The sequence below is a fragment of the Caulobacter sp. GW821-FHT10E02 genome, assembly GCF_059415225.1.
In genome coordinates this window covers 210,144-225,106 of the sequence record NZ_JBWKMV010000003.1, presented here as the reverse complement: position 1 = coordinate 225,106, position 14,963 = coordinate 210,144, and the positions used below count along the sequence as shown (strand labels likewise).

The following is a 14,963-nucleotide window of genomic DNA, read 5'->3' as shown; positions in this document are numbered from 1 at the left end:
GATGTGGGTTGTTGTGTGAGCCGATCCGGAGGATAAATGGAGGAAGGCTCCGGTTATATATCCGGAGGCATCCTCCGCTTTTCAAGATCGATGCCCGAAGAATCTGAGACCCGTATCCAGAAGGGGGCCCGGAAGCCCCGCGCCGACAGCCTGCGCAACCGCGACCTGCTGCTGAGCGCGGCCAAGATGGCCTTCGCCGAGACCAGCGCCGACGCGCCGCTGGAGGACATCGCGCGCCGGGCCGGCGTGGGCATCGGCACGCTCTACCGAAACTTCCCCACCCGCGAGGCGCTGGTGGCGGCGGTCTATGCGCGGGAGCTGGACCAGCTGGCGGTGGCGGCCGACGACTTCCTGGCCAACCGCCCGGCCGGCGAGGCCCTGGCGGCCTGGCTCGACCTGCTGATCGACTACATGGCCACCAAGCGCGTGGTCGCGCCCGCCCTGCAGGCCGACCCAGGCGAAGGCTCGCGCGTCTACGCCAGCTCCGGCGCGACCATCCTGCCGGCCCTGAAACGCCTGATCGAAAGCGCCCAGGCGGCCGGCGACATCCGCGCCGACATCGGCTTCGAAGACATCCTGCGCCTGATGAGCGGCCTCAGCCTGGGCTACGAACAACCCGGCTGGGCGGACGGCGCGCGACGGCTGTTCGGCGTGATGATGGCGGGGCTGCGGGCGCGTTAGAAGCGCAGCCGCATGCCATAGATTTCGCGATAGATCGGCCTGTAGTCGTCGGGACGCGCGGCGCGATCGGTCAAGAAGTTCACCTTGCTTTGGATCGTCTCGCCCAGCCAGCTGTAGGCCTCATCCGGCCGCGCGGCGTTCACCAGCGGCTCCAGCTTCGCCAGAAGCGACCGCGCCTCGACCGGCGTCACCTCGTCGGAATCGCGCATGTCGAGTTCGTACACTATCGTCAGCGCGTCGTGGGTGGCGTTCTTGGCCTCCGCCTGCCCCATCAGCCACGCCCTGTCGTCATCCGTGATGCTCTTGGGGTCGAGCGTCCACCAAGACCGCAATCGCTCCGCCCTGGACTGCGCCACGGGCTCGGGCGCCGGAGGCGTGGCCTCCGCCGGCGCCTCAGCGGGCGCGGGCGACGGTGCGGAGACTGGGGCAGAGACTGGGGCAGAGACTGGGGCGGAGACTGGGGTAGAGACTGGCGTGGATACAGTCGTCGCCGGCGCCTGGACCGCCGCCCGGGCCTTGGCCAGAGCCGCCTGCGCCGCTTGGCTGAGCGAGACGGTCACCGCCGCGGGCGTGGCGGCTTTTGCCGGTAGCTCGGCTGTTTTGGCCGGCGTGGCCTTGGGCGTCCGCAACGCGGCGCTGCGGATCAGGTTGGCTGTGTCGTCGCCCGAAACGCCTTGCTGGCCTTGGCCCAACAGGACCGACATCGCCAGATAGGAATTGCTCACGCGGTTCATCGAGCCCGCCCTCCCCGTTCGCGCCGAGACGCCTGGCGTTAACCATGCACATCCCGGGCCAACCTGAAGGCGAGCGCTCAACCGATGAGATAGGGCGCTAGATCAGGCCCCCTCCTCGTCCACGTAGATCACCACCGGCTTGCCGCGCGACAGCGGCTCCCAGCCGGCCTCGATGGCCGAGGTAATCGCCTTGGCCACCACGCGCACGGGGATCTGCGAGGGCTTCAGCGGCGGGGCGCTGAACTTGGGTTTGGGGCCGGGCGGGAACTCGATCAGGGCTTCGCGCTGGCCTTCCTTGTGGCGCGCGGCGATCACCTTGCCGTGGCGTTCGGAGGGGTCGTAGTTCCACTGCGGCAGGCGGTGCAGGCGCCAGACATAGGGGTTGCCGTCGATATCGATGTCGAACTCGACGGTGAGCTTGGTGGTTTTGGCCATGCGGGGGAATAACCCGATGTGGCCGGAAGAAAAAGGGCCGCCCCTTTCGGAGCGGCCCTTCTGCCTTACTGCAAGGTCGCTCGACCGAACGACAACGCGCCGTTCTCGACCCCGACGGCGATGACGCCGCCGTCCTCGATCTCGCCGGCCAGCAGCTTGCGGGCGATCGGGTCGATCAGCTCCTTCTGGATCACGCGCTTCAGGGGACGCGCGCCGTAGACGGGGTCATAGCCCTTGTCGGCGATCCAGTTCAGGGCCTCGGCGTCGATCGACAGCGCCATGCGGCGGTCGGTCAGCAGCTTCTCGACCCGTTGCAGCTGGATACGGACGATGTCGCCCATGTGCGCGCGCGACAGGCGCTTGAACAGGATGATCTCGTCGATCCGGTTGAGGAACTCGGGGCGGAAGTGGCCGCGCACCATGTTCATCACCATCGGCCGGACGGCTTCCACGTCCTCGCCTTCCTCCTGGTTGGCCAGGAATTCGGCGCCGAGGTTGCTGGTCATGATGATCAGCGTGTTGCGGAAGTCGACCGTGCGGCCCTGGCCGTCGGTCAGGCGACCATCGTCCAGCACCTGCAGCAGCACGTTGAAGACGTCCGGGTGGGCCTTCTCGATCTCGTCGAACAGCACGACCTGGTACGGACGGCGACGGACAGCCTCCGTCAGCGCCCCGCCCTCGTCATAGCCGACATAGCCGGGAGGCGCGCCGATCAGGCGGCTGACCGAGTGCTTTTCCATGTACTCGGACATGTCCATCCGGGTGATGGCGTGCTCGTCGGCGAACAGGAACTCGGCCAGGCTCTTGGTCAGCTCGGTCTTGCCCACGCCCGTCGGGCCCAGGAACAGGAAGCTGCCGATCGGCTTGGTCGGGTCGTGCAGGCCGGCGCGCGCGCGGCGGACGGCGTCGGACACGGCGGTCAGCGCCTCGTCCTGGCCGACCACGCGACCACGCAGTTCGTCCTCCATCTTGAGCAGCTTCTCGCGCTCGCCTTCCAGCATCTTCTCGACCGGCACCCCGGTCCAGCGGCTGACCACGGCGGCGATCTGCTCGGCATCGACGACTTCCGGCGTCAGGGCCTCGCCCTCGCCGGCTTCGGCGTCGGCCAGGCGCTTCTCCAGGGCCGGGATCTCACCGTACTGGATCTGACCGGCGCGGGCGAAGTCGCCGGCGCGCTGGGCGTTGGCGAGGTCGGCGCGCAGGCGGTCGAGGGCTTCACGGGCTTGCGCCGCGCCGCCGACCTTCTCCTTCTCGGCCTTCCAGCGCGTGGTCATCTCGTCGCTGCGGAACTGCAGGTCGTCGATCTCGACCTCCAGGTTCTCCAGGCGATGCTTGGAGGCCGCGTCGGTCTCCTTGCTCAGCGCCTCGCGCTCGATCTTCAGCTGCACCAGGCGGCGGTCGATCTCGTCCAGCTCCTCGGGCTTGGAGTCGATCGCCATGCGCACGCGGCTGGCGGCCTCGTCCATCAGGTCGATCGCCTTGTCCGGCAGGAAGCGGTCGGCGATGTAGCGGTTGCTGAGCGTGGCGGCGGCGACCAGGGCCGAGTCCGAGATGCGCACCCCGTGGTGGACCTCGTACTTCTCCTTCAGGCCGCGCAGGATCGAGACGGTGTCCTCGACCGTGGGCTCGCCGACGAACACCGGCTGGAAGCGACGGGCCAGAGCCGCGTCCTTCTCGACGTGCTTGCGGTACTCGTCCAGCGTGGTGGCGCCGACGCAGTGCAGCTCGCCGCGCGCCAGGGCGGGCTTCAAGAGGTTGGAGGCGTCCATCGCCCCGTCGCCCTTGCCCGCGCCGACCAGGGTGTGCATCTCGTCGATGAACAGGATGATCGAGCCCTCGGCCGCCGTGGTCTCGGCCAGCACCGCCTTCAGGCGCTCCTCGAACTCGCCGCGATATTTCGCGCCGGCGATCAGGCTGCCCATGTCCAGCGACAGCAGCTTCTTGTCCTTCAGGCTTTCGGGCACGTCGCCATTGACGATGCGCAGGGCCAGGCCCTCGACGATGGCGGTCTTGCCGACGCCGGGCTCGCCGATCAGGACGGGGTTGTTCTTGGTGCGGCGCGACAGGACCTGGATCGTGCGACGGATCTCCTCGTCGCGGCCGATCACGGGGTCCAGCTTACCGTCGCGGGCTGCGGCGGTCAGGTCGCGGGCATAGCGCTTGAGCGCCTCATAGCCTTCCTCGGCATTGGCGCTGTCGGCGGTGCGGCCCTTGCGGATGGCGTTGGCGGCGGTCTCCAGGGCCTGGGCGGAAACGCCGGCCTCCTTGAACAGCTTGGCCGCGTCCGCGCCTTCCTTGGCGATGGCGATCAGCAGGCGCTCGGTGGTGACGAAGGCGTCGCCGGCCGCCTTGGCGCCCTTCTCGGCCTCGGCGAAGACGCGGGCGGTGTCGGGCTTCATGTAGAGTTGGCCGCCGGCGCCGTCGACGCGCGGGATCTTGCTCAGCAGGGTCTCGACGCCGCCGTCCAGCGTATCGGCGCGGCCGCCGGCGCTCTGGATCAGGGCGCGGCTGAGGCCGTCCTTCTCCTCGAGCAGGACCTTGAGAATGTGTTCGGGCGAGAACTGCTGGTGGCCGCGGGCGAGCGCCAGGCTCTGGGCCGACTGGACGGCCTGTTTGGCGCGGTCCGAATAGAGATCGATATTCATGTGTCTAAGGTGTCCCCTTCCTAGGCGGATCTGGACCGGCCGCCTCTTCTGAGCACGGCCGGTCCCGATGGGGCATTTAGGTGTGGCTCATGAGCCACACAAGACCTACCAGCCCCGGCTGGCGAGATAACGTTCCAGCTCCTGAATCCGTAGCGCATCGGAGGGGTGGGTCGAACTCAATTCGCCGCCGCCGGACTGTCCGGCCTTGGCGTCCTGGGCCTGCATGTTGCGCCACAGGGCCACGGCCTCGCGCGGCCTGTAGCCGGCCCGCGCCATGAAATCGACGCCCAGGCGATCGGCCTCCAGCTCCTGCTTGCGCGAGAACGGCAGCAGCACGCCGAACTTGGCGGCGTCGTTGCCGTGCTGCTTGAGCAGCTGGCCGAAATCGGTGCCGCCGGCCGCGGCGCCGGCGATGCCCAGCAGGATCTTCGAGGTCCGCTCCTGCGAGACGCGCTCGGCGGCGTGGTGGGCGACGACGTGGCCGGCCTCGTGGCCGATCACGGCGGCCAGCTGGTCGTCGTTCTCGACCATGGTCAGCAGGCCGACGGTCACCCCGACATGGCCGCCCGGCAGCACGAAGGCGTTCGGCGCCTCGTCCAGGAACACCGCATAGTCCCAGGGCCGGTTCGACAGGCCCGCCGCCGCGATCACCCGCTGGCCGACGGCCTGTACCCGAGCGTTCTTGCGCGGCTCCTTGGAGATGTAGGCCGTCCGCAGCGTATCGGCCCAGGCCTTCTCACCCTCGGCGGCCAGGTTGTCGTCATTGACGATCAAGAGCTGGTCGCGGCCGAGATCGGCGTTGTAGGCGCAGCCCGACACGGCGCACGCGGCGGCCATCAGGAGCGGCAGGGTCAGGCGGCGGAAGAAGGCCATGAAGCTCGGCTGTGTTGCGGATGCGACATAAGGGTTATCGACGGCGGACTGCTTGTACGCAACCGCCCAAGCTTCCTTCTCCCCGTGCGGGAGAAGGTGGCGGCGAAGCCGACGGATGAGGGGTCGAAAGACCTGTCCGGATAACGGAGCGCAACCCCTCACCCGACCCGCTTCGCGGGCCACCCTCTCCCGCAAGGGGAGAGGGATCACTCATCCAGCGGCCTTCCCTTCCGCGCTCGCAGGTCGGCGATCAGGGTGCGCATGGCCCAGCCGGTGGCCTTGGCCATCTGCTCGCCGTCGAAGCCCCAGTGGTCGCGCATCTCAAGCCAGGGGGTGGTGTGCAGCACCTGCATGACGGCGGTGGCCAGGTCCTGGTCCTGCGGCGGCAGGTCCTTGACCAGGTCGGCGGTCGCGGCGCGGTAGGCCTTCTGGCGCACGGGGTTGTTGGCCATCCGCATCGCCCGGCCTTGCGGGGTCGAGCGCACCAGGGTGGCGATCGGGGCGATGCTGTCGAAGCCCTCATAGACGTCGCGCAGGGTGTCGGTCAGGTCGGCCTCGGACGCCGGGAACGTCACGCGTGGACCGGCCAGCTCGCGCACCCGGTCGGTGCCCGCCGCCAGCAGCGCCTCGCGATCGGGGAAGTAGCGATAGACCGTCCGCCGCGCCACGCCCGCCCGCTCGGCGATCAGGTCGTGGTTGATGTCCATCCGCCCCTCGGCCAGCAGCGCGATCAGGGCGTCGGCGATGCGCGTGCGCATCTCTTCCTTCTGCGACTCGCGGCCGCCAGAAGCCTTGGGAATCTCACCATCCATGGACCCGATCTAGAACGAGGCACATTTTGTGTCAAATTTAGATTGACACTTTTTGTGCCACATAGCATTCAGCGGCCATCAAGAAAGGGGATACCCATGCTCTTCCACCTGTCGATCGCCGCCCGCGATCCGCAACACGTCGCCGAAGTCATCGCCGAGTTCTGGGGCGGCGAGGCCTTCCCGTTCCCGCCCGTGTCGGACAATGGCTGGATCGCCGTGGCCGGCGACGCGCGCGGCTCGGCCATCGAGGTCTATCCGGCCGATGTCGTGCTGCGCGAGGCGGACGGCGACGCCGACGCCTATGGCGAGGCCACCGGCCAGGTCCCGTTCACCGCCACCCACGCGGCCATGGCGACGAACCTGGACACCGACGCGGTGCTGGCCATCGCCGCCCGCGAAGGCTGGCCGGCCAAGTACCGCAAGCGCGGCGGCATGTTTGGCGTCGTCGAGCTGTGGATCGAGGGTCGCCAGATGATGGAGATCCTCACGCCGCAGATGCAGGACGAATACGTCGCCTGCATGAGCTTCGACACCTGGCGGGCCATCCGCGCGGCGGTGACAGCCGGCCAGGCGGCGAACGTCTAGTTCCCCCGCGCCTGGGCGATCACCCGGGCCAGCTGGCGCGGGTCGATCGGCTTGGCCAGCACCGGGGCGTCGCGCAGGTCGGGCCTGACGCCCTGGTCGCCATAGCCGGTGACGAAGGCGAACGGCACGCCGCGCTTGCGCAGGATCTCGGCCGTGGCGAAGGACGTCTCGCCATCGCCCAGATTGACGTCCAGCAGGGCGAAGTCGATGTCCTCGCGCTCGGCCGTCGCGGCGGCGTCGCGGGCCGAGGCCGCCGGGCCGACGACCTCGCAGCCGAGGTCGGACAGCAGGTCCTCGACCAGCATGGCCACGAACAGCTCGTCCTCGACGACCAGGATCCGGCGGACCTCAGGCCGCACCCCGGAAGAACCGGTTCGACTCGCCGGTTCGTCCCAGTTCCGCGTCGATCTGGCAGACCACGCCGCCGGGAGGATAGTCGAGAGTGACGGAACCGCCGAGTTCGCGGGCCAGCCCTCCGGTGATGAGACGGCTGCCAAAGCCCTGGCGGCTGGGGGTCGAAACAACAGGCCCATCGGTCTCTTCCCACGTCAGACACAGCCTCTCGCCCGCCTCGCCCTTGGTCCGGCGCCAGGTGAGCACCACCCGGCCGACCTCGTTGGAGAGCGCGCCGTACTTGGCCGCATTGGTCATCAGTTCGTGCAGCGCCATGGACAGGGCCAGGGTCGCCTTGGGCGGCAGCCGGACGGTCGGGCCGTCCAGGACGAAGCGCTCGGCCTCGCCATGGGCCGCGACCACCGCCTGGACGATGTTGGCCAGTTCGGCGCCGTCCCAGCTCTCGCGGGTCAGGATGTCGTGGCCGCGCGCCAGGGCCAGCAGCCGGCGGGTCAGGCTCTCGCGCGCCTCGTCCATGCTGTCGGCGTTGCGCAGGGTCTGGCCGGCGACGGACTGCACCGTGGCCAGGGTGTTCTTCACCCGGTGGTTCAGCTCGTTGATCATCAGCCGCTGCAGCTCTTCGGCGCGCTTGCGGTCGGTGACGTCGCGCATCACGCCGGTGAAGAAGCGTTGGCCGCCGTCGCGCCACTCGGCGATCGACAGCTCCAGCGGGAAGGTCGTGCCGTCGGCGCGTCGGCCCTCCACCTCGCGACCGACGCCGATGATCCGCCGCTCGCCCGTCTCGCGGTAGCGATGGAGATAGCCGTCGTGCTCGCCGTGATAGGGCTCGGGCATCAGCTTGCGGACGTTCTGGCCGATCACCGTCTCGGCCGGATAGCCGAACAGGCGCTCGGCGGCCGGGTTGAACGCCTCGACCTTGCCCTTCTCGTCGATGACGACGATGGCGTCGACGGCCGTGTCGACGATGGCGCGATAGCGCGCGTCGACCGTGGCCTTCTTGGCCGCCCGCCGCTCCTCGGGGGTAAGCTTACGCGCTTCAGCCATGTCCGGCTCCGCCACGTTGTCGGCTGACCGTATCGCTGAAGTTGCTCTTCCGCCAGAACTTCACGCGAAACGCGTTGTCGGGTAGCCGACAAAGAAAAAAGGAGCCGCTTTCACGGCTCCCTCTTGGTCTTTAGCGGTGAAGCGGCCGATCAGGCCTCTTCCGGCTCCGAGCTGGTCGGCGCGCCCTCGCCGCCTTCGAAGCTGCGCGGGGCGCGGCGACGACGGGGCTTCTTCACTTCTTCGCCGTCGGCGGCTTCCGGCGCGGCCGGGGCTTCAGCGGCCGGGGCTGCGGGAGCAGCGGCGGCGCGGGTCGACTTGCGGCCCAGGAAGGCCGGAGCCTCGCTGACGGCGCCGTCCTGGCCGCGCAGCACCGGCGAGCTTTCGCTGGCCTGGCTGTCGCTGGAGGTCGGCAGAGGCGAGGCTTCCGGCTCGATCACGGCCAGCGGGTCGCGGCCTTCGCGCGGCTGCCAGTCGCGATCGCGGTTGCGATCCCGGTCGCGGCCACGGCGGCGGCCTTCACGGCCCTCGCCCTCGGCCTGCGGCTGTTGTTGTTCGCCCTCGGCGGCGGCCGGACGGTCATCGCGCGGAGGACGATCGTCGCGGGGACGGTCGTCGCGGTCGCGGTAGGGCCGGTCCTCGCGGGGACGATCGTCACGCGGCCGATCATCACGGGGGCGGTCATCACGGGGGCGATCGTCGCGAGGACGGTCATCGCGCGGGCGGTCGTCACGGGGACGATCATCGCGGTTGCGGTCGCGGTCGTCGCGGTCACGCCAGCGGTCGCGGCGGCCTTCGCCCTGCTGGTTGTTGTCGCGCGGACGGTCGTCGCGATTGCGATCCCGGTCGCGGTTGTTGTCGAAGTTGCGGTCGCGATCGCGGTTGCGGTCACGGTTCTCGAAGCGGTCGCGGCGCTGTTCGCCGCCTTCACCGTTCTCGCCGCCTTCGCCCTGGCCCTCGGCCTGAGCGGGGGTCTCGACGACCTCCGGCTCTTCCGGCGGCTCGGCTTCGAAGTCGATTTCGTAGGCGGCGTAGACGTCCTTGCCGACGATGTCGCTGACCGGACGATTCGGCTGGATGGCGCGCAGGACACGGAAATAGTGCTCGGCGTGCTGCAGATAGTTCTCGGCCAGCACCCGGTCGCCGGACGACGTCGCGTCGCGGGCCAGCTGCTGGTACTTTTCGTAGACGCTCTGGGCCGCGCCGCGAACCTTGACCCCATCGGGGCCGTTCGAGTCGAACGCGCGGTTGGCGTTGTGCTGTTGAGGCTTGCCGCCGCTGCCACCGCGATTGTTGCGGCCGCGCTGGCGCTTCATGCCTTTGAAATCTCTCATGTTCTCTTCTGAACCTGTCCGGAGGTCAGTCTTGCGCTGGCGCGTCCGGCCTTGCTGGTCTCTGTCGGGTCGAACCCTGGTGAGTGTCAGAGACGCTGGTTTCCGTAGAGCCCCCGCCCTGTCTTTCGGCGCGGCGACCGGCGAACCGGGCGCGCCTGCCAGGGGAGCCTCGCGAACGTCAACGACGTCTGCTTTTCCCGTCACCTGGCGATCTGGAAGGAGACAGGACTCGTCTACCGGTTCACGCCACGGTTTCCAAGGGATTTTTCACCCCGGTCACCACACGGTCGTGCGTCGACAGGTCTTTGATCGTTCTGACCTCCATGGCGCCGGCCGCGTTGAACAGCGCCTCGACGTCCTTGGACTGGTCGAAGCCGATCTCGACGGCGAACATGCCGCCCGGCTTCAGCACCCGCAGGATCTCCGGCGCCAGCAGGCGATAGGCGTCCAGGCCGTCCTCGCCGCCGTCCAGGGCCAGGCGCGGTTCGTGGTCGCGAACCTCCGGCTCCAGGGTGTCGATCACCTTCGTGGGGATGTAGGGCGGGTTGGAGACCACCAGGTCGAAACCGCCGTCGCCCAGGCCCGCCGTCCAGTCGCCGTGCAGGAAGGCCGCGCGGGTGTTGAGGTCCAGACTGGCGGCGTTGTCCTTGGCCACGGCCAGGGCCTCGGCCGAGGCGTCAATGCCCAGGCCCTTGGCGGCCGGACGCTCGGCCAGCACCGCCAGCAGGATCGTGCCCGAGCCGACGCCCAGGTCCAGCATCGAGAACGCCATGTTCTCCGGGAAGGCCTTCAGCGCCTCGTCGACGATGACCTCGGTCTCCGGACGCGGGGTCAGGACGTTCTTGTTCACCTGCAGCAGGATCTTCCAGAAGCCCTTGCGGCCGATGATGTGGCTGACCGGCTCGCGGCGGGCCCGGCGCGAGAGGTAGTCCTCCAGCGTGGCCTCCTGCTCGGCGCTGAGCTCGCGATAGGGATCGGTGACGATCTCGGTGCGGGTGACGTTGGCGGCCACTTCCAGCATCAGGCGCGCGTCGATCGACGGCTGATCGATGCCGGCGTCCTTCAGACGATCCTTGGCGGCGGTCCAGGCTTTGACGAGGGTCAGGGTCATGATCGGGGTTTAGCGTGTTGATCGGAGGCTTCCAATATCCGATCTCCCCGGCGAACACCGGGGAGATCGGTGTAGCGCGTTAGGTCAGGGAAACCCCATCCCCCTCGCCCACCGTCCCGCCCTGGGTCACGTTCAGGTAGATGCCGCAGAACATGTGGCCGTAGTTGTCGAACAGGGCCTTCACGAGATCCACATCCCGTTCGGCCGTGGTCGGATCGACGTGGGTGGCGGCGCAGCGGACGATGGGCTTGAGGACTTCGGCGGTCGCGCCGCCGACGGTCAGGGTCTTGCCGGTCCAGTCGTTCTCGACCCAGGCGGGCCAGCCCTCGACATAGAGATTGGCGCGGAAGCGCAGCGGATCCAGGGTCATGCCCAGGCGCTGCCCCAGGTCGCGGACGCTGGCCAGGTTGACGATCGAGACATAGCCCGACTTGCTGTCCATGAAGCGGTAGGCGCCCGGCCCCTCGACCACCTTCAGCGGCCCTCGGATGTCGTCGCCCAGCAAGCCCGTGAGCCAGGCTTCCAGGCCGGCGCGGCCCGCATCCGTGCGCAGGTCGCCGGCGAAATCCGCATGGCCCTCGGCGCGGGCGGTGAACACGCCGGTGGCCTCGTCATAGGCCGTGCGGGCCTTGGCGACGGCCGGGATCTTGGCCAGCACCGTGAACTTCATCTTCGAGATGTGGGCCGGCGCTTCGGGATCGAAACCGCTGGGACCATCCTCGACCGCGTACAGCCGATCGCACGGGAAACAGGCCCCCGCCTCCAGCGTGGCGGCGGTCAGACGCTCGGGCGTGAAACCCTTGACGGGATGGCGGTAGATCGAGGCGATGCGGGCGTCCATGGCCCGCGAAAATCGTGGACGACTCAGCTCATGGCAAGGCTTGCACGGAACGCCGCCGCCCCAACCGGGTTCTGCTGACCTGGAGGGCGTTTCATGGCCGACGGATCACCGCGTCCGATCCTGAAGTGGTTGCAGTCGCGTCCGTACCATCTGGCGCCGTGGATCGTGCTGCTGGCCGTCGCGCCGTTCGCCTTCCCGAAGAAGCCCACCGAAGAGCACATCGAAGCGCCCCCGGGGCTGTCCGAAGACCGCGCCATGCCGCCGGCCCAGTTCGACGAGGCCGAACCGCAGCGGGGCCGGGCGGCCCGTCATCCGTGGGCCATCCCGCTGCTGGGCTGGCGCGACATCGTCTGGCGCACCTGGCGCGAGATCGGCGTCGACCGCCTGCCGGCCGTGGCCGGGGGCGTGACCTTCTACACCCTGCTGGCCCTTTTCCCCGCCATCGGCGCCTTCGTGTCGCTCTACGGCCTGTTTGCCGATGTCCGCACGGTCGAGGAGCAATTGCGCGACATGGCCGGGGTCTTCCCCGCCAGCGTCGTGCAGATCGTCGGCGAGCAGATGCTGCGGCTGGCCAGCCAGGGCCAGGCCAAGCTGGGCGTGGCCTTCGGCTTCTCGCTGCTGCTGTCGATCTGGAGCGCCAACGCCTCCATGCGCGCGCTCTTCGACGGGCTGAACATCGCCTATGACGAGGAGGAGAAGCGCCACCTCGTGCCGCGCACCCTGCAGAGCTATCTCTTCACCTTCTGCTCGCTGCTCTACGCGGCGGCGGCCTCGGGCGTGCTGATCGTCACGCCGCTTCTGTTGAAGGCTGCACGCCTCTCGGCGTTGGACGCCATCTGGGCCCCGATCCGCTGGCTGATCGTGCTGGCCATGACCGCCATCGCCTTCGCCGTGCTCTACCGCTTCGGCCCCAGCCGGGCGCGGGCCCGCTGGCGGTGGATCTGGATCGGCGCTGCCGCTGCGGCGGCGGGATGGCTGTTCGGTTCGCTGGGCTTCTCGTTCTACCTCAACACCATCGCCCACTACGACGCGACCTATGGCCCGCTGGGGGCGGTGATCGCCTTCATGGTCTGGGTGTGGTTCTCGATCATGGCCATCCTGGTCGGGGCCGAGCTGAACGCCGAGATCGAGCACCAGACCGCCGTCGACTCCACCACCGGGCCGGAGCAACCGATGGGCGCGCGCGGCGCGGCCATGGCCGACACGGTGGGCCTGGCCTTCCACCCCTGGGAGATGATCAAGCGCGAGGCCGGCATGGTCCGTCGCGTGACCGGCGGGGCCTGGAACAAGGTGCGGGGCAAATAGCTCCTCCCCCGCGTTGCGGGGGAGGTGGCCCGGAGGGTTGGAGGGGGCCAGCACGGCCGACCTCCAGCTAGCCCCCTCAGTCGCTCCGCGACAGCTCCCCCGCATTGCGGGGGAGCATCTAGTCGCCTAGATCGTGACCATGACCCTGCTTGCCCCCTACCGTGAAGACGAACTGGCCGACATCGCGCTGCTGGTGAACTCGGCCTATCGCGGCGAGCTGGCGCAGAAGGGCTGGACCAGCGAGAGCTACCTGCTGGGCGGCCAGCGCACCGACGAGGCGTCCTTGCGCGCCGATCTGGCCGCTTCGCCGGGCTCGACCATCCTGACCCTGCGCGACGAAGACGGGGCCAAGCCCCACGCCTCGGTCTGGATCGAGCCGGCCGGCGATGACGCCTGGTATGTCGGCATGGTCACCGTCTCGCCCCTGCGCCAGGCCGGCGGCATCGGCCGCGCGATGCTGGAGGCCGCCGAGGCCCACGCTCGCGCCCAGGGCGGCACGTCGATGAAGATGACCGTGATCTCGGTGCGCGACACCCTGATCGCCTGGTACGAACGCCGCGGCTACGCCCTGACCGGCGAGACCCAGCCCTTCCCCTATGGCGACGAACGCTTCGGCGTGCCGCAGCGCGACGACCTGCACTTCGTGGTGATGGCCAAGGCGCTCTAGGCGCGCTAGCCTCCGGGGACCTCAATGAGGATCCCCATGCATCGCTACATCCTGACCGGCGCCCCGGGCGCGGGCAAAACCGTGCTTCTGCGCGCCCTCGAACGCGCCGGCCACGCCGTGGTCGAAGAGGCCGCGACGGACGTCATCGCCCTCGCCCAGGCCGAGGGCGTGGCCGAGCCGTGGACCGATCCGGACTTCGTGGACGCGATCGTGAGGTTGCAGCGGCTGCGCGAGGCGCGGGCCGTCGGCGAGGTCGTGTTCTTCGACCGCTCACCGGTGTGTGCCTTGGCCTTGGCGCGGTTCCTCGGTCATCCGGTGTCGCCGCTGCTTGAGGCCGAGCTGGAGCGGATCGCTGGGCTCTACCAGCGCCGGGTTTTCCTGGTGCGAGGTCTGGGCTTCATCACGCCGACGGCTGCGCGACGGATCAGCCTGGAAGACGCCCTGCGGTTCGAGGCGGTGCACGAAGAGGCCTATCGCGAGCTGGGCTACGAGCTGATCCCGGTCACGCCCGGACCGCCGGCCGAGCGGGCGGCGGCGGTTCTGAGAAGCGCCCCCTCCGTCTCGTCGCCTATCGGCGCCGATCCACCTCCCCCGCAAGCGGGGCAGGAGAAGAACAGCTGAACCCTCCTGCCCCGTGAAACGGGGGAGGTGGCGCGATGCGAATACGCATCGTGACGGAGGGGGCGCTGAGGCCCGCGCATTACCGAAGCTTAAGTAGCCCTTGCCCAGCGCCTGCCTTCACATGCCGGCGTTCTTGGCTCAGGGGCTCTGCATGTCGTTCATCACCCGCGTCGTCGCCGGCGCCGCGCTCGCCGTCGCGCTCACCGCTTCGGCCCAGGCCGCCGTCACGCCCGTGCCCGTCGGCCAGCCGCTGGCGCGGTTCGACAAGCTCAAGCCCGCCACCCACCGCTATCTGCGCTACCGGCAGATGGGCGACACCATCACGCCGCTGGACGTCTGGACCCGCGAGATCCGCATCGAGCCCGACAAGGCCGGGGTCAAGCGCCTGCACATCGTCCAGCACTGGGACGGCTCGGCGCCGGGCCTCGTGAAGAAGCTCGACAGCTGGTTCGAGCTCGGGACCTTCAGGCCCTACCGTCACGAGCGTCGCACCACCGGCAAGGACGGCGTGACCAAGATCGAGGGCTTCGACTTCAAGCCCGACCGGATCGTCGGCCTGAAGGACCTGGAGGGCAACAGCCAGGCCGCCTACGACATGGCCTCGCCGCAGCCGACCTTCAATTTCGAGACGGACATGGAGTTCCTCCAGGCACTGCCGCTGGCCAAGGGCTACGAGGCCTCGATCGTCTTCCACCATCCGGGCGGCGGCCCGCCGGCGGCCTACATCTTCAAGGTCACGGGCAGCGAGGTCCTGACCAGCTCGGCCGGCGGCAAGGTCGACTGCTGGGTGGTGACCACCGACTACAACCGCCCCGAGATGAAGCCGACGACCTTCTGGCTGGCCAAGGACAGCCAGGTGGTGATCAAGAACGTCTCGGTCGCGCCGGACGGCTCGACCTGGGTGAAGACGCTGCTGTGGTAGCG

15 protein-coding genes and 3 pseudogenes are annotated in these 14,963 nt (G+C 68.9%); 6 read left to right on the top strand and 12 right to left on the bottom strand.

Annotated features, from left to right (window positions below; genetic code table 11):
• The first annotated feature begins 90 nt into the window (after nt 1-90).
• Nucleotides 91-681, top strand: coding sequence for a TetR/AcrR family transcriptional regulator (locus AC07NI_RS16280; RefSeq protein ID WP_494620958.1), 591 nt, complete (start codon nt 91-93; stop codon nt 679-681).
• Here the strand turns inward: AC07NI_RS16280 and AC07NI_RS16275 are convergent.
• From AC07NI_RS16275 to AC07NI_RS16255, 5 genes are all read right to left on the bottom strand, one after another.
• A complete protein-coding gene (locus AC07NI_RS16275) occupies nt 678-1,415 on the bottom strand; it encodes a hypothetical protein (RefSeq protein ID WP_494620956.1) in 738 nt (245 codons plus the stop codon). The genes AC07NI_RS16280 and AC07NI_RS16275 overlap by 4 nt on opposite strands.
• Nucleotides 1,416-1,517: 102 nt before the next feature.
• Nucleotides 1,518-1,850, bottom strand: a complete 333-nt coding sequence (locus AC07NI_RS16270; protein WP_494620954.1) for a hypothetical protein — start codon at nt 1,848-1,850, stop codon at nt 1,518-1,520.
• 65 nt (nt 1,851-1,915) lie between these two features.
• Nucleotides 1,916-4,495: an ATP-dependent chaperone ClpB gene (clpB, locus tag AC07NI_RS16265; RefSeq protein WP_494620952.1), complete on the bottom strand. Its 2,580-nt coding sequence runs from the start codon at nt 4,493-4,495 to the stop codon at nt 1,916-1,918.
• Nucleotides 4,496-4,600: 105 nt separating this feature from the next.
• Nucleotides 4,601-5,368, bottom strand: a complete 768-nt coding sequence (locus AC07NI_RS16260; protein WP_494620950.1) for a M48 family metallopeptidase — start codon at nt 5,366-5,368, stop codon at nt 4,601-4,603.
• Between the two features lie 206 nt (nt 5,369-5,574).
• A complete protein-coding gene (locus AC07NI_RS16255) occupies nt 5,575-6,180 on the bottom strand; it encodes a TetR/AcrR family transcriptional regulator (RefSeq protein ID WP_494620948.1) in 606 nt (201 codons plus the stop codon).
• A gap of 96 nt (nt 6,181-6,276) precedes the next feature.
• Here AC07NI_RS16255 and AC07NI_RS16250 point away from each other — a divergent pair, with 96 nt between their 5' ends.
• Nucleotides 6,277-6,765, top strand: coding sequence for a hypothetical protein (locus AC07NI_RS16250; RefSeq protein ID WP_494620946.1), 489 nt, complete (start codon nt 6,277-6,279; stop codon nt 6,763-6,765).
• Here the strand turns inward: AC07NI_RS16250 and AC07NI_RS16245 are convergent.
• The 6 genes and pseudogenes from AC07NI_RS16245 to AC07NI_RS16220 form a co-directional block, all read right to left on the bottom strand.
• Complete coding sequence (locus AC07NI_RS16245; protein ID WP_494620944.1) at nt 6,762-7,124, bottom strand: response regulator; 363 nt, start codon at nt 7,122-7,124, stop codon at nt 6,762-6,764. The two genes, AC07NI_RS16250 and AC07NI_RS16245, sit on opposite strands and share 4 nt — an antisense overlap.
• Nucleotides 7,114-8,163, bottom strand: coding sequence for a sensor histidine kinase (locus AC07NI_RS16240; protein ID WP_494620942.1), 1,050 nt, complete (start codon nt 8,161-8,163; stop codon nt 7,114-7,116). The genes AC07NI_RS16245 and AC07NI_RS16240 overlap by 11 nt, the downstream gene beginning before the upstream one ends.
• A 149-nt stretch (nt 8,164-8,312) precedes the next feature.
• Nucleotides 8,313-9,494, bottom strand: coding sequence for a DUF4167 domain-containing protein (locus AC07NI_RS16235; RefSeq protein ID WP_494620940.1), 1,182 nt, complete (start codon nt 9,492-9,494; stop codon nt 8,313-8,315).
• A pseudogene (locus AC07NI_RS16230) lies at nt 9,491-9,698 on the bottom strand (hypothetical protein). The gene AC07NI_RS16235 and the pseudogene AC07NI_RS16230 overlap by 4 nt, the downstream one beginning before the upstream one ends.
• A 37-nt stretch (nt 9,699-9,735) precedes the next feature.
• A complete protein-coding gene (gene prmC / locus AC07NI_RS16225; RefSeq protein ID WP_494620938.1) occupies nt 9,736-10,605 on the bottom strand; it encodes a peptide chain release factor N(5)-glutamine methyltransferase in 870 nt (289 codons plus the stop codon).
• 79 nt (nt 10,606-10,684) lie between these two features.
• A complete protein-coding gene (locus tag AC07NI_RS16220; RefSeq protein ID WP_494620936.1) occupies nt 10,685-11,446 on the bottom strand; it encodes an MOSC domain-containing protein in 762 nt (253 codons plus the stop codon).
• Nucleotides 11,447-11,539: 93 nt separating this feature from the next.
• Between AC07NI_RS16220 and AC07NI_RS16215 the strand changes: the two genes are divergently transcribed.
• The 3 genes and pseudogenes from AC07NI_RS16215 to AC07NI_RS16205 form a co-directional block, all read left to right on the top strand.
• The gene (locus AC07NI_RS16215) at nt 11,540-12,751 is read left to right on the top strand and encodes a YihY/virulence factor BrkB family protein (protein ID WP_494620934.1); all 1,212 of its coding nucleotides are present in this window, start codon (nt 11,540-11,542) and stop codon (nt 12,749-12,751) included.
• Nucleotides 12,752-12,890: 139 nt separating this feature from the next.
• On the top strand, nt 12,891-13,418 hold the full coding sequence (locus AC07NI_RS16210; protein WP_494620932.1) for a GNAT family N-acetyltransferase: 528 nt from the start codon (nt 12,891-12,893) through the stop codon (nt 13,416-13,418).
• A 24-nt stretch (nt 13,419-13,442) separates the two neighbouring features.
• Nucleotides 13,443-13,961: pseudogene (locus tag AC07NI_RS16205) on the top strand (AAA family ATPase); the annotation flags it as partial.
• Nucleotides 13,962-13,986: 25 nt separating this feature from the next.
• Here the strand turns inward: AC07NI_RS16205 and AC07NI_RS16200 are convergent.
• Nucleotides 13,987-14,119 (bottom strand): annotated as a pseudogene (locus AC07NI_RS16200) (hypothetical protein).
• Nucleotides 14,120-14,190: 71 nt separating this feature from the next.
• Between AC07NI_RS16200 and AC07NI_RS16195 the strand changes: the two are divergent.
• Nucleotides 14,191-14,961 (top strand): DUF3108 domain-containing protein, encoded by a 771-nt coding sequence (locus AC07NI_RS16195; RefSeq protein WP_494620930.1) that lies wholly within the window; start codon nt 14,191-14,193, stop codon nt 14,959-14,961.
• Nucleotides 14,962-14,963 lie beyond the last annotated feature (2 nt).